General features: G+C 62.5%; 22 protein-coding genes. 15 read left to right on the top strand and 7 right to left on the bottom strand.

Annotation, left to right across the window (positions count from 1 at the left end; all coding sequences use genetic code 11):
* Positions 1-21 precede the first annotated feature (21 nt).
* Both D0Y96_RS04875 and D0Y96_RS04870 read left to right on the top strand, forming a co-directional pair.
* Positions 22-303, top strand: a complete 282-nt coding sequence (locus D0Y96_RS04875; RefSeq protein WP_117298236.1) for a hypothetical protein — start codon at positions 22-24, stop codon at positions 301-303.
* Positions 303-1,721: a radical SAM protein gene (locus D0Y96_RS04870; RefSeq protein ID WP_117298235.1), complete on the top strand. Its 1,419-nt coding sequence runs from the start codon at positions 303-305 to the stop codon at positions 1,719-1,721. The genes D0Y96_RS04875 and D0Y96_RS04870 overlap by 1 nt, the downstream gene beginning before the upstream one ends.
* 110 nt (positions 1,722-1,831) lie before the next feature.
* Here the strand turns inward: D0Y96_RS04870 and D0Y96_RS04865 are convergent, their stop codons facing one another.
* The gene (locus D0Y96_RS04865) at positions 1,832-2,614 is read right to left on the bottom strand and encodes a 3-keto-disaccharide hydrolase (RefSeq protein ID WP_117298234.1); all 783 of its coding nucleotides are present in this window, start codon (positions 2,612-2,614) and stop codon (positions 1,832-1,834) included.
* 107 nt (positions 2,615-2,721) lie between these two features.
* On the opposite strand from D0Y96_RS04865, the gene recR reads away from it, so the two are divergent.
* Both recR and recN read left to right on the top strand, forming a co-directional pair.
* Complete coding sequence (recR, locus tag D0Y96_RS04860; protein ID WP_117298233.1) at positions 2,722-3,300, top strand: recombination mediator RecR; 579 nt, start codon at positions 2,722-2,724, stop codon at positions 3,298-3,300.
* 37 nt (positions 3,301-3,337) lie between these two features.
* The gene (gene recN, locus D0Y96_RS04855) at positions 3,338-5,023 is read left to right on the top strand and encodes a DNA repair protein RecN (protein WP_117298232.1); all 1,686 of its coding nucleotides are present in this window, start codon (positions 3,338-3,340) and stop codon (positions 5,021-5,023) included.
* A 38-nt stretch (positions 5,024-5,061) separates the two neighbouring features.
* Here the strand turns inward: recN and D0Y96_RS04850 are convergent, their stop codons facing one another.
* On the bottom strand, positions 5,062-5,358 hold the full coding sequence (locus D0Y96_RS04850) for a hypothetical protein (protein WP_199480184.1): 297 nt from the start codon (positions 5,356-5,358) through the stop codon (positions 5,062-5,064).
* Between the two features lie 253 nt (positions 5,359-5,611).
* On the opposite strand from D0Y96_RS04850, the gene D0Y96_RS04845 reads away from it, so the two are divergent.
* From D0Y96_RS04845 to D0Y96_RS04810, 8 genes are all read left to right on the top strand, one after another.
* On the top strand, positions 5,612-6,391 hold the full coding sequence (locus D0Y96_RS04845; protein WP_117298231.1) for a MotA/TolQ/ExbB proton channel family protein: 780 nt from the start codon (positions 5,612-5,614) through the stop codon (positions 6,389-6,391).
* Positions 6,375-6,806, top strand: a complete 432-nt coding sequence (locus tag D0Y96_RS04840) for an ExbD/TolR family protein (protein WP_117298230.1) — start codon at positions 6,375-6,377, stop codon at positions 6,804-6,806. Before D0Y96_RS04845 ends, D0Y96_RS04840 begins: the two co-directional genes overlap by 17 nt.
* A gap of 24 nt (positions 6,807-6,830) precedes the next feature.
* On the top strand, positions 6,831-7,637 hold the full coding sequence (locus tag D0Y96_RS04835; protein WP_117298229.1) for a TonB family protein: 807 nt from the start codon (positions 6,831-6,833) through the stop codon (positions 7,635-7,637).
* 72 nt (positions 7,638-7,709) lie between these two features.
* Positions 7,710-9,074: a Tol-Pal system beta propeller repeat protein TolB gene (gene tolB, locus D0Y96_RS04830; protein ID WP_117298228.1), complete on the top strand. Its 1,365-nt coding sequence runs from the start codon at positions 7,710-7,712 to the stop codon at positions 9,072-9,074.
* 92 nt (positions 9,075-9,166) lie between these two features.
* Positions 9,167-9,907 (top strand): peptidoglycan-associated lipoprotein Pal, encoded by a 741-nt coding sequence (pal, locus tag D0Y96_RS04825; RefSeq protein ID WP_117298227.1) that lies wholly within the window; start codon positions 9,167-9,169, stop codon positions 9,905-9,907.
* A 248-nt stretch (positions 9,908-10,155) separates the two neighbouring features.
* Positions 10,156-11,133 (top strand): tetratricopeptide repeat protein, encoded by a 978-nt coding sequence (locus D0Y96_RS04820; RefSeq protein WP_158562214.1) that lies wholly within the window; start codon positions 10,156-10,158, stop codon positions 11,131-11,133.
* 90 nt (positions 11,134-11,223) lie between these two features.
* Complete coding sequence (locus D0Y96_RS04815) at positions 11,224-11,433, top strand: hypothetical protein (protein WP_117298225.1); 210 nt, start codon at positions 11,224-11,226, stop codon at positions 11,431-11,433.
* 154 nt (positions 11,434-11,587) lie between these two features.
* Positions 11,588-12,028 (top strand): DoxX family protein, encoded by a 441-nt coding sequence (locus tag D0Y96_RS04810; RefSeq protein ID WP_350448966.1) that lies wholly within the window; start codon positions 11,588-11,590, stop codon positions 12,026-12,028.
* Between the two features lie 66 nt (positions 12,029-12,094).
* Here D0Y96_RS04810 and D0Y96_RS04805 read toward each other — a convergent pair whose 3' ends face one another.
* Positions 12,095-13,429, bottom strand: coding sequence for a nickel-dependent putative hexonate epimerase (locus D0Y96_RS04805; protein ID WP_252263495.1), 1,335 nt, complete (start codon positions 13,427-13,429; stop codon positions 12,095-12,097).
* A 394-nt stretch (positions 13,430-13,823) separates the two neighbouring features.
* On the opposite strand from D0Y96_RS04805, the gene D0Y96_RS04800 reads away from it, so the two are divergent.
* The gene (locus D0Y96_RS04800; protein ID WP_117298224.1) at positions 13,824-14,570 is read left to right on the top strand and encodes a GlcG/HbpS family heme-binding protein; all 747 of its coding nucleotides are present in this window, start codon (positions 13,824-13,826) and stop codon (positions 14,568-14,570) included.
* A 112-nt stretch (positions 14,571-14,682) separates the two neighbouring features.
* Here D0Y96_RS04800 and D0Y96_RS04795 read toward each other — a convergent pair whose 3' ends face one another.
* The 4 genes from D0Y96_RS04795 to D0Y96_RS04780 form a co-directional block, all read right to left on the bottom strand.
* Positions 14,683-15,195, bottom strand: coding sequence for a hypothetical protein (locus D0Y96_RS04795; RefSeq protein WP_117298223.1), 513 nt, complete (start codon positions 15,193-15,195; stop codon positions 14,683-14,685).
* A 124-nt stretch (positions 15,196-15,319) separates the two neighbouring features.
* Entirely contained in the window at positions 15,320-16,366 is a 1,047-nt protein-coding gene (locus D0Y96_RS04790) for a 2-oxoacid:ferredoxin oxidoreductase subunit beta (protein WP_117298222.1), read from the bottom strand.
* Positions 16,367-16,369: 3 nt separating this feature from the next.
* Entirely contained in the window at positions 16,370-18,220 is a 1,851-nt protein-coding gene (locus D0Y96_RS04785; protein WP_117298221.1) for a 2-oxoacid:acceptor oxidoreductase subunit alpha, read from the bottom strand.
* Positions 18,221-18,400: 180 nt separating this feature from the next.
* Positions 18,401-19,459: a dihydrodipicolinate synthase family protein gene (locus tag D0Y96_RS04780; RefSeq protein WP_117298220.1), complete on the bottom strand. Its 1,059-nt coding sequence runs from the start codon at positions 19,457-19,459 to the stop codon at positions 18,401-18,403.
* 253 nt (positions 19,460-19,712) lie between these two features.
* Here D0Y96_RS04780 and D0Y96_RS04775 point away from each other — a divergent pair, with 253 nt between their 5' ends.
* Positions 19,713-20,321, top strand: coding sequence for a hypothetical protein (locus D0Y96_RS04775; RefSeq protein ID WP_147324910.1), 609 nt, complete (start codon positions 19,713-19,715; stop codon positions 20,319-20,321).
* A gap of 546 nt (positions 20,322-20,867) precedes the next feature.
* A complete protein-coding gene (locus D0Y96_RS04770; protein ID WP_199480182.1) occupies positions 20,868-21,449 on the top strand; it encodes a hypothetical protein in 582 nt (193 codons plus the stop codon).
* Positions 21,450-21,538: the final 89 nt, after the last annotated feature.

Below are 21,538 nucleotides of genomic sequence, written 5' to 3'. Positions count from 1 at the left end.
CCGGTCACTCCGGAGGAGCGCATGAAACTGCAGTCGGAAAACCGGACGGGACTTGCGAAGGCAGCGGCAGTGCTGGCTTCGGTCTTTACCGTCTCGCTTGGATTGTGCGGGGTGAATTTCCTTGCCGTCACGGGATTACGGTCTTCGAATATATTTCAACCATTTCTCGCAATTGCCGGATGGACCGAATTGCTTGCGATCGTACTGAGCTTTGCAGGTCTCGTCCTTCTGGGATTTTTCGCACTTATCCTCGCAATATATAAACGCTTCTTTCAAAATGTGGATCGAAGCGGAGATCGGTGATGGCAAAGACGCGCGATTATCTCTTCTACGACACCGCCGTGTCGATCTGCACGGTATGCTTCCGCCGGATCGATGCAAAGATCGTCTTTGAAGACGGCAGCGTCTACATGTTCAAGCGCTGCCCGGAGCATGGATTTGAGCGCGTGCTGATGGCCGACGACATCGACTATTACCGCCGCTGCCGCGAGGTCTTCATCAAGCCTCCGGAGATGCCGCAGCACTACAACACGCCGGTAAAGTACGGCTGCCCCTATGACTGCGGCCTCTGCCCCGACCACGAGCAGCACTCCTGCCTCTCACTCATCGAAATCTGCGACGCCTGCAATCTCAACTGCCCCGTCTGCTACGCCGAAAGCGGAACCCACCGCACAACGTATCGCACACTGGAGCAGATCGAGGCCATGATGGACATGGTCGTCGCCAACGAGCTCGAGCCCGATGTCGTGCAGATCTCCGGCGGCGAGCCCACCCTCCATCCCGATTTCTTCCGAGTGCTCGACGCGGCAAAGCGCCGCCCGATCAAACACCTGATGGTAAATACAAACGGCATCCGCATCGCACAGGAAGATGGCTTCGCCGAGCAGCTCGCCGCCTGTATGCCGCAGTTCGAGCTCTACCTGCAGTTCGACTCGTTGCGCCGCGATCCGCTGATGCAGCTTCGCGGAGCGGACCTGCGCTCCATCCGCGAGAAGGCGCTCGAAAAGCTGAACCGGCTGAACGTCTCCACCACGCTGGTCGTCACCGTCGAGCGCGGCGTGAACGACGATGAGATGGGCAGCATCATCGACTTCGCTCTGCAGCAGTCCTGTGTCCGCGGCGTCACCTTTCAGCCGGTGCAGCGCGCCGGACGGCTGCAGGGTTACGATCCCGCAGTGCACCGTCTCACGCTGAGCGAGGTGCGGCGGCGCATTCTGGAGCAGACCAGCGCCTTTCGCCCCGAAGACCTCATCCCCGTACCCTGTCATCCGGATACGCTGGCCATGGCCTACGCACTGAAGCTGGGCGGCAAGGTCGTTCCGCTGACGGGGATGGTCGATCCCGATGTACTGATCAACGGAGGACGCAACACCATCCTCTTCGAGAAAGATCAGGCGGTCACCGATCACATCTTCAGACTCTTCGCGACGAACCACTCGCCGCAGTCGCAGGCAAACACCCTGCGCGAGCTGCTCTGCTGCCTGCCGCGGATCTCCGCCCCGGCCAGTCTGAGCTATGAGAATCTCTTCCGTGTGCTGATCGTGCAGTTCATCGACGCACAGGGCTTCGATCTGCGGTCGATAAAGAAAACCTGCATCCACATCGCTCACCCGGACGCCAGGCGGCTCATTCCGTTCGACACCTATAACATGTTCTACCGCGATGAGCTGGAACAGACCCGGCTCGCGCCACTGAGAGAGCGCGCCATGGCCTCCGTTTAGCCCCTTTCCATCCGATCTTTCGGCGCCATAACGGCAAATGCGGCCGCTTCGCTTTGCGCAACGAAGCCAGCCGCATTCCAGGTTATGTCAGATCCATCAGCCCGTGCGTGTTACGGCAGCTCTCTTACCCAGATGTTCCGGAAGCTGATCGGCTCGCTGTGGTCGCCGTGCGCCTGCAGCTTGATCGGCGCCGAGTCATATGCCTTGTAAAACGGCTTGCCGATGTACAGCGTCTGCCCCTTCAGTTCGAAGTGGTTCTCGACCAGCACGCCGTTGAAGAAGACCGTCGCATAGGCAGGCGTCTTCAGTGAGCCGTCCGCGTTGAAGGTCGGCGCCGTCCACACCACGTCGTAGCTCTGCCACTCGCCCGGTTTGCGGTTCGCATTCACCAGCGGAATCGCCTGCTTGTAGAGGCTGCCCGCCTGGCCGTTCACATACGTCTTGTTGTTGTACGAATCCAGAACCTGCAGCTCATAGCCCGCATCGCCCGGTCCCATCGAAGCCAGAAAGACGCCGCTGTTGCCGCGTGCCTGGCCGCTGCCGGTGATGTTCTCCGGAATCTTCCACTCGACATGAAGCTGATAGTCCTTGAACTTCCGCTTCGTTTCGATATTGCCCGCGCTCTTGCTTACCGTCACGATGCCATCGGCGACGGTCCACTGCGCCGGCGTGTGGTCCTGAGCCGAGACCCACTCGTCCAGGTTCTTTCCGTCGAAGAGAATGATCGCGTCCGATGGCGGAGCGCCGCAGGTCGCGCCCGGAGTCACCACCTGAGGCACCGGCTCCCATACTTCGGTGTCCTCCGGTTTGGGCTTCGTCTGCTGCGCAGCAAGAGGAAGCGTGACAGACACAAGAAGAGTCAGCGAGAGAAGATGTGAAAGTCGGATGCTCATAGGTCGTACTGAGCATACACCTGCTCCCACCGCACCGCCCACGCGTCGCGCTGACCCGCTACAATCTTTCTGAGGGCATCCCGCTTTTGTCACGATTCGCAGAACCCATGGCGCGGCTCATCGAAGAGCTGCGCAAGCTCCCCGGCATCGGCACCAAATCCGCGCAGCGCCTGGCCTTTCACATCCTGCGCTCCGGCAGCGAAGATGCTGACGCGCTCTCGGCCGCCATCCGCGATGTCAAAGCCGGTCTCCGTCTCTGCTCCGTCTGCAACAACATCACTGATATCGATCCCTGCGTCTACTGCGCCAGTCCCACGCGCAACCAGCGCCTCGTCTGCGTCATCGAGGAGCCGACCAACATCGCCACCATCGAAAAAACGCACGCATGGAACGGCGTCTACCACGTCCTGCACGGCACGCTCTCGCCGCTGCACGGCGTCGGACCGGAGCATCTGCGTGTCTCCGGCCTCACCGAGCGCGCCCGGCACGGCGAGCTCGATGAGGTGATCCTCGCCACCTCGCCCACCGTCGAAGGCGAGGCCACCGCCAGCTGGCTGGCCGACCTGCTGCGCCCGTCGAAGGTCCGCCTCACCCGCATCGCCACCGGCGTTCCCGCCGGCAGCGACATCGAATACGCCGACGAAGTCACCATGACCCGCGCGCTCGAAGGCCGCCGCGATCTCTGAATCCTGCGCCCTGTAGTATCCTGCGCGAAGACGCGTCATGCTTCTCGAACTGCGGGCTGAAAATTACGCTGTCATCGACCACGCCATCGCCGTCTTCGGTCCGGGCCTGAACCTGCTCACCGGAGAAACCGGCGCAGGCAAGTCCATCCTCGTCGATGCCCTCGCCCTGCTCATGGGCCACAAGGCCTCGCCCGACGTCATCCGTCACGGCGCCGACCGCGCCGTCGTCGCCTGCGTCTTCGAGAGCACGCCCGGAGCCGAAGCCGTCCTCGAAGCCAACGGCATCGACGCGGAGGGCCAGGAGATCATCCTGCGCCGCGAGATTCTCGAAAGCGGCAAGGCCCGCGTCTACGTCAACAATCAGCCCGCAACCGTTGCCGTGCTCCGCCAGCTTGCGCCCGAGCTCGCCCTGGTCCACGCGCAGAGCGAGACCCTCGGCGGCTTCGATGCCGCGCAGCAGCGCCAGCTTCTCGACCGCTTCGCCGGTCTCTCCACCGACGCAGCAGCCGCCGCGCACACACAGTGGCAGCAGATCCAGGAGAAGCTCGCCGCCCTCGAGCGCGACGAGCAGGACCGCCTTCGTATGGCCGACCTGTGGAGCTTCCAGGCGCGCGAGATCGAGGGCGCGAAGCCCGAGCCCGGCGAAGATGAAGCGCTTGAAACCGAGCGCCGCGTCCTCGCCAATGCGGAAAAGCTCTACGCCGCCGCCATGAGCGCCTACGGCCTGCTCTACGACGACAGCGCCTCGGCCGAGACCGCTCTCCGCGCCGCGCTTCGCCAGATCGAAGAGCTCGCCCGCTACGACCCGAAGTTCCAGGAGTCCGCGCAGCAGCTCGCCTCCGCCCGCGCCACTGTGCAGGATGTCAGCGCCACGGTGCGCGATTACGCCGAGGGCATCAACGCCTCGCCCGAGCGCCTGGCCGAGATCGAAGACCGCCTCGCGCAGCTCGACCGGCTCAAACGCAAGTACGGAGCCACGCTTGCCGGGGTCATCGCGTATGGAGAAGAGGTCCGCCAGAAGCTCTCCGAGATCGAGAACCGCGATGAAATTCTGAAGTCGCTGCGCGCCGACCTCACCCGCGCCGCCGAAAGCTATCGCAGCGCCGCCCGCAGCCTCAGCGCCGAACGCGCCGCCGCAGCAAAGAAGCTCGAGAAGCTCGCCGAGTCGCAGATCAACGATCTCGCCATGAAGGTGCGCTTCGCCGTCGCCGTCACGCCCGAAGAAGACTCGCTCGCCTGGACCACGCACGGATGGGACGCCGTCGAGTGCCGCATCGCCACCAATGCCGGCGAGCCGCTCAAGCCGCTCGATGAGATCGCCTCCGGCGGCGAGATGTCGCGCGTGCTGCTCGCTCTCAAAGTCAGCGTCGAAGAAGGAGCGGGACAGAAGGGCAAGCGCAAAACTCAGGTTCCGCGCACCCTGGTCTTCGACGAAATCGACATCGGCATCGGAGGCCGCGCCGCCGAGGCCGTCGGCCAGAAGCTGAAAGCCCTCTCGAAGGCGCAGCAGGTGCTCTGTGTCACGCATCTGCCGCAGATCGCCGCCTTCGCCGATCAGCACTTCCTCATCGAGAAGCAGGAGAAGCAGGGCCGCACCCGCACCTCCGTCCGTCTGCTTGGAGAAACCGAGCGCGCCGAAGAGATCGCCCGCATGATCAGCGGCGCCACCGTCACCGATACCTCGCGCCGCCACGCCGAGCAGATGCTGAAGACAAGCCGTTGAAATCCGGGCGCTGAAAAATACGGCGTAAAAAGCGGCGCTCAGCTCGCCATCTTTTTTTCTTCGCGCTGCAGCGCCTCGTGAATCAGCATCTTCAGATACGTCTGATACTTCAGGCCGCGGTGCTCCGCCTGAGCGCGGGCGCGCTCGATATCCGCAGGATCAAGGCGAATGGTCGTCGTCGGTGTAATTCCCCGCCGGGCCGCAGTTCCTCTTCCCAGGCGGCCTTCTGCCGCCGCGCGACGAAATTCTCCAGCAAGAGCGCTCTGGTTCTCAGCCCACCAGCGTGCTTCGTCCGCTTCGCTCTGGAATTCAGGGATTTTCAGTTTCTTCTCCATAGCCGGCCGCCTTTTGCGTGATGTAGAAGGTCCGCAGAGCCTTCGGTGCCGGAAAAGCTGTGACAACGTCTTACCCAACAACGTAGCCATATTGTAGCTACACGTCAAGCTGCCTTGCAGCCTCAGACATCCGAGCGTAAGTCGCTTGTTTCAAATGCAGATCGGCCTGTCACTGATCTGATTCCTGCCCGCCGAAACGGCCTCCACCACCTCCGCGAGGCGAAACCGCATCTGATAACGTGATAAGCAGGCGATGATACATCTTTTTAGTGCCACAGCATTCTTTCTGTTGCAGACCGACGCCGGCTCCTCTGCTCCACCGGTCAGCAACGGCAGCGCAATCGTCGAGATGGTGCAGAACAGCGGGCCGGTCGCTCTGGCGGTTCTGGCCGTTCTCCTCGTCGCAAGCATATGGTCGTGGGCCATCATTCTCGGCAAGAGCTCCTCATTCCGCAGAGCCGGCGCGCAAAGCCGCCGCTTCCTCCGCGCCTTTCGCAAGGCGTCGCGCCTGCAGGAGATCGCTACCGTCAGCGAACAGTTCAAACCCAGTCCTCTGGTCGCCGTCTTCGACGAAGTGTATGAGACCTACAAGCGGCAGACCGGCGGCTATGGGCAGCCGCGCAACATCACCGCGCTCGAGCGCGCCGCGCAGACGGCATCGAGCGAAGCGCTCACGTCCATGGAGCACCGCCTCACCTGGCTGGCCACCATCGGCGCCATCTCGCCCTTCGTCGGTCTCTTCGGCACCATTATGGGCATCGTCGATGCCTTTCACGGACTCGGCACCGCCGGCACCGCAACGCTGCGCGCCGTCGCGCCCGGCGTCTCTGAAGCGCTGATCACCACCGCCGCCGGACTGCTCGTCGCCATCCCCGCCGTCGTGGCCTACAACCAGCTGACCGCGCGCTGCCGCGACTTCGGCGCGCGCATGGACGACTTCGCGCGCGAGCTGCTGAACAGCATGGAAGAGGTCGCGCTGCGGCCCGATCAGGACCCGATGGAAAGGGAGACCGTGCGTGGCCTTCACAAGTAGAAGCGGCCATACGCAGACCTCTCTGGCAGAGATCAACATCACGCCGCTGGTCGACGTGGTGCTGGTGCTGCTGGTGATCTTCATGCTCACCGCTCCGGTGCTGCAGTCCGGCATCGACGTCAGCGTGCCGAAGACGCGGACCGTCAAAGAGATCACGCAGCAGCGCACGGTGCTTACCATCAACCGCGATCAGGAGATATTTCTCAACGACAAGCCGGTGAACCTCGCCGACCTGCCCGGCCTTCTGCATCAGCAGCCGGACAGCGATCCCTCGCACCAGATCATCTATCTGCGCGCAGACGAGAAGGTCCCCTTCGGCGCATTCGCCACACTGATGGATGCGGTGAAGCAGGCCGGCATCACCAACATCAGCATCGTCACGCAGCCCATCCCCGGCGGCGCGTCAGCAAAGTAGTTCGCAGGGGCAGTAAGAGAAGTTATGCCGAGAAACAGCGTCCCGTTGCAATCCGATCCCTTCGGCCCCCCCGTGGCCGGATCGCTTCTGCTGCATATTGCTATCGCGGGCGCGCTCGTTCTGTATATCTGGCTGGCCGGCCGCCTGCATGGAAATGAATGGGGCAACAACGCGCCTCCCGGAGCCATCCAGGCCACGCTCGTCAGCTCCGCTCCGTCCATTCCTCTGCCTCAGGACACGCCGCCCACGCCCAACGTTCTGGCCACCGAGCAGCCCAGCCCGGCGCCTGCGCCGCCCGCTCCGAAGATCGAGCCCGTTCCCGTTCCCGACGCCATACCCATCCCCGCGAAGCAGCCGAAGGTGAAGCTGAAGGAGAAAAAACTGCAGCCGCCCTCGCCACGCCACGCGCAGCCGGTTCCCAATCAGCGGAACCGCGCCAACTATGGCGAAGCACAGGCCACGCAGATTCCTCACGCCACCACGGGCAACCCGACGCCCGCAAGTCCCGTCAACGTCAATGGGGGAGATTTCTCCTCGCGGTTCCCCTGGTATGTATCGCTGATCACTCGGAAGGTGAGCGAAGCATGGTACCGGCAGGAGATCGATTCAGCGACGCAGTACGGCAGCCAGGTGCGAGTGGAGTTCACCATCTCGCGCGACGGAACCGTGCACGAAGTTCACATTTCGCAGCCCAGCGCCTCGTCCACTCTGAACACCTCCGCTGTGCGAGCCGTACAGCGCGTGGATTCTTTTGGACCGTTGCCTAATCAGTACACAGGATCGACCGTCAGCGTGGAGTACACTTTCACCTATGATCAGCCGTCGCGCTGATCACCGCAGCAATGACCTGCCGGAGTATCGGCCGTCTATATCTTTACGGAGTATTTCTGTGGATGCGGAAGCATGAATAAAAGCGAGAACCCCCAGCTGCATTCTTTTCTGAAACTGTTTTCCCTCTTCATATTTCTCTTTTCTGCCGGTTTCGCAGCACCGTCTCTGCACGCGCAGGACTGGGTCCGCACCGGAACCAACCTCGGCGTACAACGCATCCGCCTGGCCGCGGCAGATTTCAAGCCCGGCACGATGGACGCGCAGACCACGCCGCTGAAGACCGTCTTCGACCAGACCTTTTACACCGATCTGAAAAACGCCGGCATCTTTGACATGGTTTCGCGCAGCATGGCGCCTCCGGTCATGCCCGGCTCACCGCAGGAGATCAACCTCACGCAGTGGTCCGCGGCTCCCTCCAGTGCCGAGATGGTTGCCTTCGGCGCCATCGGCGTCTCCGGCGGCCGCGTCAATGTGCAGGGTTATCTCTTCGACACGAAAAACGCGCAGACTCCGCAGGTCCTCGGCAAGCAGTACTCCGACAACGCCACGGAAGAGGCCGCGCGGCAGATCGCGCACCGCTTCGCCGATGAGATCATCACCCGCCTCGGCGGCGTGCCCGGCATCGCCGAGACCAAAATCTACTTCGTCTCCAATCGCTCCGGCAACAAGCAGATCTGGGCGATGGACTACGACGGAGAGAACGAGCATCAGCTCACGCATGTAAGCGGTATCGCTCTTTCGCCGCGCGTCTCTCCCGACAACTCCCGCGTCGCCTTCTCCGAGCTGGGCAAATACGGCTGGTCGATTCGCATGTATTCGATCGAGCTCGGCCGCCTCGTCGCCTTCTCCTCGTGGACCGGCACCACCATCACGCCCGCATGGACCAGCGACGGATCGAAGCTCGCCTTCTCCTCCTCTCACTCCGGCGATCCTGAGATCTACACCTGCGATGCCAGCGGCGGCAGCCAGCATCGCGTCACCGCATTTCGCGGACCCGACTCCTCGCCCGTCTGGAACCCCAAAACGAATTCGCAGATCGCGTGGGTCAGCGGACGCACCAGCCTGCCGCAGATTTACATCATGGATGCGGACGGCGCCAACATTACCCGGATGACCGACGGCGGCTATGCCACGTCGCCCTCCTGGTCGCCCAACGGACAGTTCCTGGCCTTTGCGTGGAACCGGCACTACGGTCCCGGCGCGCCCGGCGGGCAGGATATCTACATTATGGACATCGCCAGCAAACGCTGGGTTCAGCTCACGCACGAGGAGGGAATGAACGACTTCCCCTCCTGGTCGCCCGATGGACGGCACATCGTCTTTCAGCGCGAGCAGAACGGACACAGCGAACTCTGGTCGATGCTCGCGGATGGGACACAACAGCAACAGCTGACGCACGGAGGCTCCAATTCCATGCCCAACTGGAGCTGGAAATAAATGACGGTGGCAGGCTTCGGCCTGCCTTTCTGCTTTGGTTAACAAAAAATGGCCCGTCAGCGGCCAAATAAACACTCCTGAAGGAGGAGAACGTGCAATTCACTTACCGTAGGTCTCTTACTCTTGCTGCGGGTCTTGCAGCGCTGCTCACCGTGGCCGGCTGCCACAAGAAACCCGCTCCGCCACCGCCGCCGCCGCCCACGCCCGCTGCTGCTCCGGCACCGACTGCAGCCATCACCGCCACGCCTGACACCATCAACGCGGGTGGCAGTGTGGTTCTGACCTGGCACACCTCCGACGCCACCGACGTTTCCATCGAAGGCCTCGGACAGGTCGCCGCCAACGGCACGCAGACCGTGAACCCGGCCAACTCGACCAGCTATCACCTGGTCGCCCGCGGAGACGGCGGATCGGCGGATGCCACCGCGAATGTCACGGTGAACTCGGCTCCCGTGCAGAACAATATCGCCGAGTCGAACATCGATGAGGCGGCCTTCGAGCAGAGTGTCAAGCCCGTCTTCTACGACTACGACAGCTACGATATCCGCGCCGACGCGCAGACCACCATCCAGGCCGATGCCAACTTCCTCAATCAGCATCCGGACCTGAAAGTGGTCGTCGGCGGTTACTGCGACGAGCGCGGCTCGACGGAGTACAACCTGGCCCTCGGTGAAAACCGCGCCAATGCCGCCAAGCAGGCCCTGGTCAGCGCCGGAGTAAGCCCGGACCGCCTGCGCACGGTGAGCTACGGCAAGGAAAAGCAGTTCTGCACCGACCACTCCGAGAGCTGCTGGCAGTTGAACCGCCGCGGCCAGTTCACGCTGGACCGCTAAGGCATTTTCCGAAGTCATTCGGAAAATGTCCGGACGCGGACCCGCGAGGGTCGCACCCGAGGCCGGTTTGCCCCAGGCGAGCCGGCTTCGCTGCCGCGGCGGCGCAGCAGCAGAGCCGACGCGCAGCTTCTCTTTGCTGCGTCCGCGGCACTCGCCCTCGGCCCGGTTCGTCGTTGATAATCAGAGTGTAAGAGTTTGAAGGAGCGCCACCGGCGCTCAACGTGGACAACAGATTGAGGATGTGCGCTATGCGAAAGACTCTGACCTTGCTTCTGTCTGTGGCGGCTCTGGCATGTCTCTGCCCTGCTCCCCGGGCCTTCGCCGTCTCCAAAGAGATGATTCAGCTGCAGACCCAGGTACAGCAGCTGCAGGATGCCGTACAGCATCTGCAGGAGACACAGGACCAGCAGCTCAGCGTCATTCTGCACGTCATCCAGCAGACCACCGATAACGTAAACCGCATGAGCACCGCCCTGAACGCCCTGCAGCAGCAGGTGCAGGTGCAGAATGAGTCCGGCGGCGGCAAGATCGATCAGGTCTCGACCCAGATGCAGGGGCTGAACGATTCGGTCGACGAGCTGAAGTCGCGCATCGCGAAGCTCGATACCGAGCTGAAGGCCATCCAGTCGCAGCTGCAGAACATCAACACTCCGCCGCCCGCCGCCACGCCCGGCTCGACTGAGCCCGGCCAGCCGGGCGCTCCCGCCCAGGGCCAGCCCACCGATCAGCAGCAGGGTGGACAGCAGAATGGCCAGCAACCCGCACCGCAGGGCGCCATGATGATGATGCAGCAGCAGCCTCAGCAGCCGCAGGCCCCGCCGCTCGAGCAGCTCTATCAGAGCGCCATCCGCGACTACAACGGCGCGCGCTACGATCTCGCCGGCGGCGAATTCAGCGACGTGCTGAAGTACTACCCGCAGGACGATCTCGCCGGCAACGCCCAGTTCTACCTCGGCGAAATCTCTTACCGCAAAGGCGACTACGAGAACGCCGTCAAATCCTACGACGCCGTGCTCGAGCAGTTTGCCGGCAATCCCAAAGCGCCCGCCGCGCAGCTCCACAAGGGTGAGGCCGAGCTCTCGCTTCACCGCCGCGACGCCGGCATCCGCGATCTCAGAAATCTGATCGCCCGCTATCCCCAGACGCCGGAGGCTTCGCAGGCCCGCAGCCGTCTGAACGGCATGGGCGTGCGCATCGTCGCCGCCAAGCCCAGCGCCTACCGCTGATTTTCCCTCCGGTTTCCGCTCCATTTTTCATTTCATTTTTTGTCCCGGGGGGTACAATTCCCCCCGGAGGTCGCTGCATCTCATCACCCTATGACCAAACCTGCCGTTTTTCGTCACGACAGCGATGTGCGCAAAGGTGCGCAGGAAGAAGAAGCGCCTTCGAACCCGGCCCTGCGTCCTGATGCCGATCACCGGCTCGGTGGCCAGCTCTCTCACCGCGAAACCGATGACCTCATCAAGGAATCCGACACCGATTTCCCCGAGCCCGGATCGAACCCGGAGCACACCGGCCAGCGATAAACACCCTGAAGCCGCGGTTTCCGCGCCGCGGCCCAGACTTCCCCGCCCGTTACTTCCGCCTTACGCCTCTTCTTTCTTTTTCCCCCCTGCCCGGTTCCGGTGGTAGCCTTCGGGCATCCATTACCCATCGCCCTGAAGGATAGACGGAGGCTGTGTGAAAGGAATCCTCGCAACTACAAACGACTGCACGCTCGCGCTGATGCGGCTTGTCCTCGGACTCATCTTTTTCGTGCACGGAGCGCAGCTCGCTCTCGGCTGGTTCGGCGGCTACGGCTTTGCCGGAAGCATGCACTTCTTCACCACCGTGGTGGGCATCCCGCCCTTCTTCGCCGCCATCGCGATCCTCTCGCAGTTCCTCGGCGCCATCGGACTGCTCGTCGGCTTCCTCACCCGCATCGCCGCCCTGGGCATCGCCATCGACATGGTCGTGGCCATCTTCAAGGTGCACATCGCGGTCGGCTTCTTCATGAACTGGTACGGCCAGCAGAAAGGCGAAGGCTACGAGTTCCACCTGCTCGTCATCGCTCTCTGCATTCTTCTCATCGTCAAAGGCGCGGGAGCGCTCTCGATCGACCGGGCCATCGCCAAAAAGTAAAAGCCCGGCCATTGCAGCCGGGCTCGTTTGCAGGGCACGCAGCACGCGTGTCCTGCAAGGCTCTCGTTACGCCGGAACCAGATCGCGCCGCGCCGGATCGTTCAGCTTCGCGTGGGTCGCCCACAATCCCGCCGACGGCGTGCTGATGTAGAAGACCTCTTCTCCGTCGGGCATCGTGTTCCAGCCCTCCTTCATCTTCTCCGGCGAGTAGCGCGCCTGCGCCTGCTTCAGGTCGGCATACTGGTATCCCACGCTTTCGATCTCCGCCCGCGTCAGATGCCCCGGCGCATACGTGATCGTAAAGCGGCCCTCACTCGATCCGTGAATCAGGTGAGCCACCGCATGCGGAATCGCCTTCATATCGGCCTCGGTCTGATACAGGCGAAGCACGCGCTCCGTGCCCGTGTAGCCATATTTGCGAATCAGCGCGTCCACCTCGGGCTGCTCGCCGAAGCGCTCCAGCCCCGGCGCAATCACCAGCAGCTCGCCGCCGTCGGCAATCACCATGCGCGTGCGGTACACCGCCTTGTTGCCCACCCATGTGCTGCGGAACTCATCGGCCTGCATCACGGCGACTACTTTTTTGATCGGCTTGTCGAAGATCGTGATGTTCTGCTCCCGGCTGGCGCGCGCCGCGGCCAGATAGGTATCCAGATCGTCGCCGACATAAATGCCGCTCGTCACCAGCTTGTTCTGCTCGTCGCGGCGCATCACGATCTGCAGATAGACATCCGGGAAGCGCTGCAGATACTTCTCTTCGGCCCAGTTGAAGCAGGCGCGCAGCGGCGTCACCAGACAGCCCAGGTTATTCTCGATGCCGTAGACCGCGGCGGCAATGTGCGCCGCGCAGATCGTATCCTTGCCGCCCAGCCCGATGAAGTAATTCTTGTTGTGGTTCGCAAAGCCCAGCACTTCGTGCGGCACCACGTGGCCCACATTCACGATCAGGTCCCACTGCTCATCGACCAGCATGGAGTTCATATCGACCGGAATGTCCCAGTTCGCCTTGCCGCCCGTCGTCTCCTCCACCAGGCTCGCCGGAATCACGCCCACCGGTGAGACGCCGTTGCGCCAGTCGTGCGCGAAGATACGGCTGTGCGGAATCGATCCGAACATCCAGCGGTTCTCTTCCTCGGTGTGCGGAACGTGCTGTCCCAGCGTCGGAATCACCGCGACCTCGCACTCAGGCAGCGCCTGATAGAGCATCTCGGTAATCTTTCCCGCTCCGCTGTGCGCGCGTGTCAGATCCGGCGGCAGCAGCAGCACGCGCTTCAGGTCGCGTTTGATGCGGGTGCGGGCTTCATCCAGCAGTCGCGTCACGGCATCGCGAATCTGCTGCTCACTCAGGGCGGGTGCTTCTGTCGAAAACCACGGCATATCGAAGACAGTGTACAGGGCCAAAAGGCAAAGTGTAAGTGGTCTGACCGCTTTGTTCCCGCGATTCATCCACACTGCAGCAACGCAGAGGCCAATGGAAGTGTTCGCTTTGGGAAGGGCAGACTTCAGCCGCGCCATCCAGGCTGCACCATATCGCGGCTTCAGCCGCTGAGGGATGGTCTGCTCTCACTGCATTCCTGAGGTTGCCTCACCTCCTTCTGCATGGATCTTCACATGACACACTCCACGGTCTGTGATACGGTTGGCGCGCTGAACGGGGCTCCGTGCCGGTTGCGCCCGCGAGCCGCGTAGCTGTCTGCCTGATCTGGTCGCACGAAAGGAACGAATGACTATGAACAAGGGTGGATTTCTTCCCCTGGCAGCGGGGCTCGTACTCTCTCTGTTATGCTGCCCGGTAATGAGCGCACAATCTTCCGCACACGATTCGAACACAGGCAACGACGCACGGACGGCCTGTGCTCAGCTCCCCTCACACGGCGCCCTGCGCGCGGCGCTGATCGCGGCGCGCTCACAGCAGAACGGCGGCTTCAACCTCGATATGTGGGCCACCGTCGTCAATCGTGACGGCATCGTCTGCGCCGTCGCCTTTACCGGCAGCCAGCGCGGCGATCAGTGGCCGGGCAGCCGCGTCATCTCCGCGCAGAAGGCCAACACCGCGAATGCCTTCAGCCTGCCGAAGCTCTCTCTCTCGACCGCCAACCTCTACACCGCCGTGCAGCCCGGCGGAAGCCTCTACGGACTCCAGCACAGCAACCCCGTCGATACCGACGTTGCCTATCGCGGTAATTCCGAAGACTACGGTCAGGCGAATGACCCAATGGTCGGCGGAAAGATCGGCGGCGTGAATGTCTTCGGCGGCGGTCTCGCTCTCTACAACGCGCAGGGTGAGCTCATCGGCGCCCTTGGCGTCAGCGGCGACTCCTCCTGCGCCGACCACAACATCGCCTGGCGCACCCGCCACACGCTGAAGCTCGATTACGTTCCGGCCGGCGTCAGCGGCGATGCTGCCCGCCCCGACAACATCGTCTACGACATCTCCACGCAGCCCGGCTTCGCCATCGGCGTCAGCGCCAATGGATGGGGCCATCCCGCATGCAGTGCGCTGGCAACATCCATCGCTGCACAGCTTCCGGCCATCCCATAATTCGCATACGTTCTTCGGAGAAGTCCTTCGAAGAGTTGATTCAAAGCGACAGCCCCGCCTCGCGCGGGGCTTCGCTTTTGCCTCGGGCGCTGTCCTCTGGGTGGCTGCTGCGTTACGGCAATCGAATCACGATCCCCGTGCCCAGCGTTCTGGGGTGAAGATTCTCCCCCAGGTTGGCGAAGCCGCCGTAGGAAAATTCCGCGACCCGCCAGTCGATGCGCGGAAAGATCGTGACGTCGGCGCCCGCCACCAGCTGATACTCGAAGGCCGTATCGCTGGCATTCGCGACTCCCTCGCCCACGTTCACATCGCCGGCGCCGCCCAGTGCCTCGACATACGGCTTCACCGGAAGAAGATGCGGATGCAGGGAGACACGCGGGCCGAGAAGCCCGCTGTAGATCTGGCTCGATCCCGATCCCAGAAACTGGGCGCGGACATCGAAGCCGACCCCCAAAAACGGTATCGCCCCGAACTCATGGTAAAGACCGACCGTTGGACCATACTGCCAGTCCACATTGGGCAGGTTGTAATCGGAGGCGCTGAAGGTGGCGTAGATTCCGGTTTGAGCCAGTCCGGACAAAGGCAGCAGAAGCAGACCGCATAACACAAGGTAAATACCGCGCATGGTAATCCCCTCGGTACGACGACCTTACGTACGCTTGGATGCGTTCCGCCTTCCGCGCAGACGCAAAAAGAGCCGCACATCGTACGAAATGCGGCTCTTTCCTGCTGTTTCGCTGTTACGAAGGTTACTTCAGCCGGTTCATGATCTCGTCCAGAACCTGCTTTGAGGGCCGGGTGCGCTCCTGCGGCAGCGTCGCCAGCGGATCGTCGACCATGTTCAGCAGCTCCGTAAACGTCGGCTTCTCCGGATCGATATAGAAGACGCCGGTCAGCACCTCGCCCTTTTCGTGTGCTTCCATCAGCGCCTTCACGGCCTGCACGCGATCGGTCGGGTTGTAGTTCTCATGCAGCTTGTGCAGACGCAGGTGCGATCCGTCGTGCATGCGCACGTCGAAGGTCGAGCCCGCATCGTAGTCCACGCTGATGTCCTCGAAGTGCGGCACAAAGCCCACTTCGGCGATGGCCTCTTCGTGTTCCTGCATGTACTTGTAGCTCTTCGTCGATCCTTCGTGATCGTTGAAGGTCACGCAGGGCGAGATCACGTCGAGCATCACCGTGCCCTTGTGCGCAATCGCCGCCTTCAGCATCGCCGAAAGCTGCTTCTTGTCGCCTGAGAAGGAGCGGCCCACGAAGGTCGCGCCCAGCTGAATCGCCAGAGCGCAGGTATCGATCGCCGGCAGATCGTTGATGACGCCCGTCTTCAGCTTCGAGCCCAGATCGGCCGTCGCCGAGAACTGGCCTTTGGTCAGCCCGTACACGCCGTTGTCCTCGATGATGTAGATCATCGGCAGGTTGCGGCGCATCAGGTGCACGAACTGGCCCATACCAATCGAGGCCGTGTCGCCGTCGCCGGAGACGCCGAGGCCCATCATCGTCTTGTTCGCCAGCAGCGCGCCCGTCGCCACCGAGGGCATGCGTCCGTGCACGCTGTTGAAGCTGTGCGCGCGCGAAAGAAAGTACGCCGGGCTCTTCGACGAGCAGCCGATGCCGGAGAGCTTCATCACCCGCTCCGGCTGAATGCCCATCTCATACAGCGAATCGATGATGCGCTCGGAGATCGCATTGTGGCCGCAGCCGGCGCACAGCGTCGTCTTGCCGCCGCGATAGTCGAGGACCGGCAGGCCGATACGATTCACTTTCGGTGCGGGAGGAGGTGTCGCAGTCGTTGCCATAGGTCAGATTCCTTCCTGCAGAACAATTTCGTCCGTAACCGAGCGCGCGTCGATCGGCAGACCGTTGAAGTGGCGAACGCTGCGCAGCCGCACCGTCTCTTCCGCCGGAAGATCCAGTTTCAGCAGGCTCAGCATCTGCGCATCGCGGTTCTGCTCGACCACATACACCCGCTCATGCGACGCGACGAAGTCCAGCACCTCGGGCGTGAAGGGCCACGCGCGCAGGCGCAGGTAATCGACCTCGAGGCCGTATTCCTTCTTCATCTGATCACGGCTCTCTGTCACGGCGAAGTCCGACGTGCCGAAGGCGATGATGCCGATCTTCGATTTGCCGTTCTGCACCACCACCGGAGCCGGCACCATTGTGCGCGCCGTGTCGAACTTGCGGTTCAGCCGCTCCATCAGGTTCTGGTAATCGTCCGGACGCTCCGTGTACAGCGCCTGTTCGTTGTGGCCGCTGCCGCGCGTAAAGTACGCCGCCTTCGGATGATCGGTTCCCGGCAGCGTGCGGTACGGAATTCCGTCGCCGTCCACGTCCTTGTAGCGTCCGAAGCCGCCCAGCCGCTTCAGGTCTTCCGCCGTCAGCACCTTGCCGCGCTGAATCGGCGTCTCCGGATAATCGAACGGCTCCGACATCCAGTTGTTCATGCCCAGATCCAGATCCGACAGCACGAAGATCGGCGTCTGCAGCTGCTCGGCCAGATCGAAGGCCGCGCCGCCGAACTCGAAGCACTCCTTCACGCTGCCCGGCAGCAGCATCACGTGCTTCGTGTCGCCGTGCGACAGATACGCGATCGACAGCAGATCGCCCTGCATCGTGCGCGTCGGCAGGCCGGTCGAGGGCCCCACGCGCTGCACGTCGAAGATCACGCCCGGCAGCTCGGAAAAGTAGCCCAGTCCGGCAAACTCCGCCATCAGCGAGATGCCCGGTCCCGAGGTCGCCGTCATCGAGCGTGCGCCGGCCCAGCCCGCGCCCAGCACCATGCCGACCGCAGCCAGCTCGTCTTCGGCCTGCACCACGGCAAAGCTCGCCTTGCCGTCCTGCTCCACGCGGTACTTCTTCAGATAATCGATCAGCTGCTCGACCACCGAGGACGAAGGCGTGATCGGATACCAGGTCACCACCGTGACGCCGGCGAACATCGCGCCCAGCGCCGCCGCGGCATTGCCGTCGATGATGATCTTGCCTTCCGTCGCGTGCATCCGCTCCAGCACGAACGGATCGTGCTTGGTCAGCGACTGCGTCGTGTAGTCGTAGCCGGCCTGCACCGCGCCCCAGTTCAGGTCCGCGGCCTTCTGCTTCTTCGCGAACTGGCGCCGCACCGCGGCTTCCACCACCGCCATGTCCATCTGCGTCAGCTTCGCGACCACGCCGACATAGATCATGTTGCGGACCAGCTTGCGCAGCTTCGCCTCGGGACACACCTGCGCCGTCAGCTTGTCGAAAGGCACCGGATAACAGATCACGTCTTCGCGGTACTGCTGCAGGTTCAGCCCTTCCTCGTAGATCGCGACCGAGCCGGCGCGCAGCGACAGAATGTCATCCTTCGCCGTCTCCGGATTCATCGCCACGAGAATGTCGATATCTTTTTTGCGCGCAACATAACCATGTTTGCTGGCGCGGATGGTGTACCAGGTCGGCAGTCCGGCAATGTTCGACGGGAAGAGATTCTTGCCGCTGACCGGAATGCCCATGCCAAAGATGCTCTTCAGAAGCACCGCGTTCGCTGACTGCGAACCTGAACCGTTGACCGTGGCAACCTGAATGCTGAAGTCGTTGACTACAGGCCTGGTTGTACTGCCTGCTGCGGACTCGCCCTGCGCGGACGGTGCGCTGGCGTTTGTTGTCGCCATGTGGCGCTGTTCCCTTCAGATCGGAGATTGGAAAGGAAAATTTCTCTTTCTTTTATTCATTATAGCGATGCGGAGAGTGCAGGAACGCACATATCATTCGGAACACGAATTGATTTCGTAAACGGCAGAAATCCCGCGCTGAATGACGATTCTCCGCCCAAGCCGTCTAAGTGGACCCGCCTAATTGCGCGTATCCGCCATCGCCTCAGCGACCTCCGCCTGCTGCTCTGCATTCAATGGCAGCAAAGGAATCCGCGGTCGCCCGCCATAGTAGCCGTTCAGATCGCAGCCATGCTTGATGCCCGGAATGCCGTACCGGCTGGCCACCAGCCGCGCCGCGCCGAAGACGCGCTCCTGCTTCTCACGCGCCAGCTTCGGATCGTTATCCTTCCAGGCCGTGTACACCTCCTGGCAGGCCTGCGGAGCGCACGCCGCAAAGCTCAGCACCGCGCCCGGCGATCCCGCCTCCAGCCCGTCCAGCAGCCTCTCCGTCGAGCCGTTCAGCACCTGAAAGCCGATCTCCTTCGAGCGCATTTTGATCGCTTCTCTCGGCGGAGCCACCGCCACCGCGGCCGCATCCGTGCCCAGAATATCGGCCGGCACAAAATTCGCCGGAGCCAGCGGCTGATCCAGCAGCATGCGTCCGGTAATCGCCGTGAAGATCGTCGTGACCGAGACCGTGCGCTTCGGAGCATTCCCCGTCGCCGCCATCAGCGCCTTCAGCCGCTCCACGCTTCCGCTCGAATCCTTGATGCCGATGATGTTCGGATGCTGCGCCAGCTCCGCCACCACCTCCACCGGCAGCTCGTAGTGCGTGAACTTCGGAATGCTGTACAGCACCACCGGCAGCGGCGAGCGGTCGGCCAGCGCGCGATACCAGGTCAACATCTCCAGCGCGCCCATCTGCGCGCCGTAGTAGTGCGGCGTGCGCACCATCACCGCATCGTACTTCTGCTCGGCGGCATACTCGGCCAGGTGCAGCGTCTCCTGGAGACTCTCGCGCCCCACGCCCGCCACCAGCACCTTGTCCGGAGCCGCGGCCGACCGCGCCGTGTGCAGCACATGGCGCGTCTCCTCATCGCTCAGCATCACTGCTTCGCCGGTCGACCCCAGCACTACCAGACCCGCCACCGGCGTGCGCGAGTAGCGGTCGAGATTATGCTCCAGCTTGCGGAGATACAGTTTTCCATCGGGATAAAAAGGAGTCGTTACCGGGATGAAGATGCCTTCGAGCAGCATGAACCGATTGTAAGGCGAATCGGCTCTGCGCGATCCGGAGGAAAACCCGTCGCAGGGCCGCAGGCACCCCGTCTTCGTGCCGCACTCTGTTTTCTGTCAAGCCCCTCGATGAAATTTATTTTCTAACTAATTGAAAACAGGCCGGTTGTTGGCGCACAAATTTGGCATAGAGTTTTTCGCTGCCTTCTACAATGGAAAACAGAGACACAAGCCCGGCTTCGGCCGGGCTTTTTTATTTCAGGAGAACCTCCCCATGCTCAATGAATGCAACTTCGTCCTGTCCAGCGGCCGCAAATGCCGTGGCGTCTCCATCCGCCGTCAGGATTTCTGCCGGCATCATCTCTCCCTCGGCGGTCTTCGTCCCAGGCCGCGCCACCGCATCGAGCTCTACTCCCGCATGGCGCGCTGGCGCGATCTGCGCCGCTCCGTGGCCACGCGCCCGATCGAGCATCTTCCCTCCGATATCATCCTGGTCCTCCGCTCGCTCCTTTATGAAGGAGCCGGAGGCATCTCCGACCGCCAGGCAGGACGGCTCATCCGCGGCATGCTGCGCCGCCTCGGCGCCATCCCACCCTTTCCCTCCGAGCTGCTCTCCGGGAATGCGGAGGACAACAACGCGGACAGCGAATCGTCTGATGCAGAGCCCGATGCCGGACCCGGCTTCGAATCCGGCTGCCGGTTCAGCACGGAATCCGCCGCCGCTCTCAGCATCCATCTCGCCCGCGATCCGCGGACCACGCCTGCGCCTCTGGCCGAGCCGCCAAATCCTCCCGGCAGCTCTCACGGTGCCTGCCCTGGTCCGGTGCGTGAGCGACGGAGCTGCACACCCGGCCTCTATCCCATGCGTACTCTGATGATCTGAAAGATCACTCTGCCCTGCATACGCGGCCCGCATTCCTCCCGGCCGTGTATGCCGCAGTCGCGGTCGCGCGTTCGGCACACGCGGCCGTGAAGCCGTCAGAGACGGCCCTCCCGTCTCTAACATGTTTTCGGACACATGACCTTCGGGACAGCCGCGCATGCTGCAATCATGGCCGTCTCTGCAGCATCGCGGCTCTCTCGCAACTGCCCTGTCCTCCGGCATCTGCGGGCTTCGCTGCCGTCCGCGTACGGCAGCGCCGCATAAACGGGCACTTCACCGATTGGAGACTCTTTTTTGCATCGCCATTCGCCCTCTCCCCTGTTCACCCGGCCGAAGTCAATTCACTCTCAGACCTGTCATCCTGGAGCGAAGCACGCGTAGCGTGTTTCACAGCCGGGTGCCAGGGTGCTCTATCGCCTGCCCTGAGCGCAGCTGAAGGGTCCGGATTCTCGAACGTGAGTTCCAGCCTCCCTCGAAACAAATCCCCAAGCCGCTTCGTCTTCTCATCGAACAGCGGCGTACTTCACCGCTGTCCGGAGATCGACCATGCTGCGTTCCGTTCGTTGTGAACTGCTTCTTCTGCTCTGCGTTGTCCTCATTTCCACCACTGCTTTCGCGCAGCCATCCGACACATCTCCCACAGCGCCTGTTCCGCCCGCCATCCTCAACGCAAAGACAGTCTTCCTCTCTAACGCCGGAGCCGACAGCGGGCTCTTCCCCAGCCCCTTCACCGGGACCCCCGACCGCCCCTATGACGAGTTCTACGCGGCCCTGAAATTATGGAATCGCTACACCCTCGTCGCCGATCCCGCACAGGCCGATCTCGTTTTCGAGATCCAGCTCACCGCGCCGAATGGTCCATCGAATGGAAGCAAACAGAACGGCGCCTCCGATCCGGTGCCGATGTTCCGCCTCGTCATCTACGACCGCGCCACGCACTACATCCTCTGGGCGATGACTGAATCCGTCGACACCGCGCTTCTGCAGAAATCGCATGACCGCAACTTCGACGACGCTCTCAACAACATCCTCCTCGACCTGAAAGACCTCAGCAACAACACGCCCGAAGCGATTCCCTCCAAACCCGGGAAATACCGCTTCGGTACTCCGCCGCCGCCTCGCGGCTGATCTACAGCCGGCCCCCACCAAAATAGCCACTCCCTGATCGCGATACCGGCCGGCTTGGCAGCCATACGGGAGCTCACGTTGAAGCAGGC

The organism is Paracidobacterium acidisoli (assembly GCF_003428625.2).
Classification (GTDB): domain Bacteria; phylum Acidobacteriota; class Terriglobia; order Terriglobales; family Acidobacteriaceae; genus Paracidobacterium; species Paracidobacterium acidisoli.
Note: the sequence above shows the minus strand (reverse complement) of the source record. Positions and strands in the feature narration are given on the sequence as shown.

Excerpts from the sequence above, each read along its gene's own strand:
- D0Y96_RS04875 (WP_117298236.1), top strand. The coding sequence starts at position 22 with ATGAAACTGCAGTCGGAAAACCGGACGGGACTTGCGAAGGCAGCGGCA.
- D0Y96_RS04870 (WP_117298235.1), top strand. The coding sequence starts at position 303 with ATGGCAAAGACGCGCGATTATCTCTTCTACGACACCGCCGTGTCGATC.
- D0Y96_RS04865 (WP_117298234.1), bottom strand. The coding sequence starts at position 2,614 with ATGAGCATCCGACTTTCACATCTTCTCTCGCTGACTCTTCTTGTGTCT.
- recR (WP_117298233.1), top strand. The coding sequence starts at position 2,722 with ATGGCGCGGCTCATCGAAGAGCTGCGCAAGCTCCCCGGCATCGGCACC.
- recN (WP_117298232.1), top strand. The coding sequence starts at position 3,338 with ATGCTTCTCGAACTGCGGGCTGAAAATTACGCTGTCATCGACCACGCC.
- D0Y96_RS04850 (WP_199480184.1), bottom strand. The coding sequence starts at position 5,358 with ATGGAGAAGAAACTGAAAATCCCTGAATTCCAGAGCGAAGCGGACGAA.
- D0Y96_RS04845 (WP_117298231.1), top strand. The coding sequence starts at position 5,612 with ATGATACATCTTTTTAGTGCCACAGCATTCTTTCTGTTGCAGACCGAC.
- D0Y96_RS04835 (WP_117298229.1), top strand. The coding sequence starts at position 6,831 with ATGCCGAGAAACAGCGTCCCGTTGCAATCCGATCCCTTCGGCCCCCCC.
- tolB (WP_117298228.1), top strand. The coding sequence starts at position 7,710 with ATGAATAAAAGCGAGAACCCCCAGCTGCATTCTTTTCTGAAACTGTTT.
- D0Y96_RS04820 (WP_158562214.1), top strand. The coding sequence starts at position 10,156 with ATGCGAAAGACTCTGACCTTGCTTCTGTCTGTGGCGGCTCTGGCATGT.
- D0Y96_RS04815 (WP_117298225.1), top strand. The coding sequence starts at position 11,224 with ATGACCAAACCTGCCGTTTTTCGTCACGACAGCGATGTGCGCAAAGGT.
- D0Y96_RS04800 (WP_117298224.1), top strand. The coding sequence starts at position 13,824 with ATGAGCGCACAATCTTCCGCACACGATTCGAACACAGGCAACGACGCA.
- D0Y96_RS04795 (WP_117298223.1), bottom strand. The coding sequence starts at position 15,195 with ATGCGCGGTATTTACCTTGTGTTATGCGGTCTGCTTCTGCTGCCTTTG.
- D0Y96_RS04790 (WP_117298222.1), bottom strand. The coding sequence starts at position 16,366 with ATGGCAACGACTGCGACACCTCCTCCCGCACCGAAAGTGAATCGTATC.
- D0Y96_RS04785 (WP_117298221.1), bottom strand. The coding sequence starts at position 18,220 with ATGGCGACAACAAACGCCAGCGCACCGTCCGCGCAGGGCGAGTCCGCA.
- D0Y96_RS04780 (WP_117298220.1), bottom strand. The coding sequence starts at position 19,459 with ATGCTGCTCGAAGGCATCTTCATCCCGGTAACGACTCCTTTTTATCCC.
- D0Y96_RS04775 (WP_147324910.1), top strand. The coding sequence starts at position 19,713 with ATGCTCAATGAATGCAACTTCGTCCTGTCCAGCGGCCGCAAATGCCGT.
- D0Y96_RS04770 (WP_199480182.1), top strand. The coding sequence starts at position 20,868 with ATGCTGCGTTCCGTTCGTTGTGAACTGCTTCTTCTGCTCTGCGTTGTC.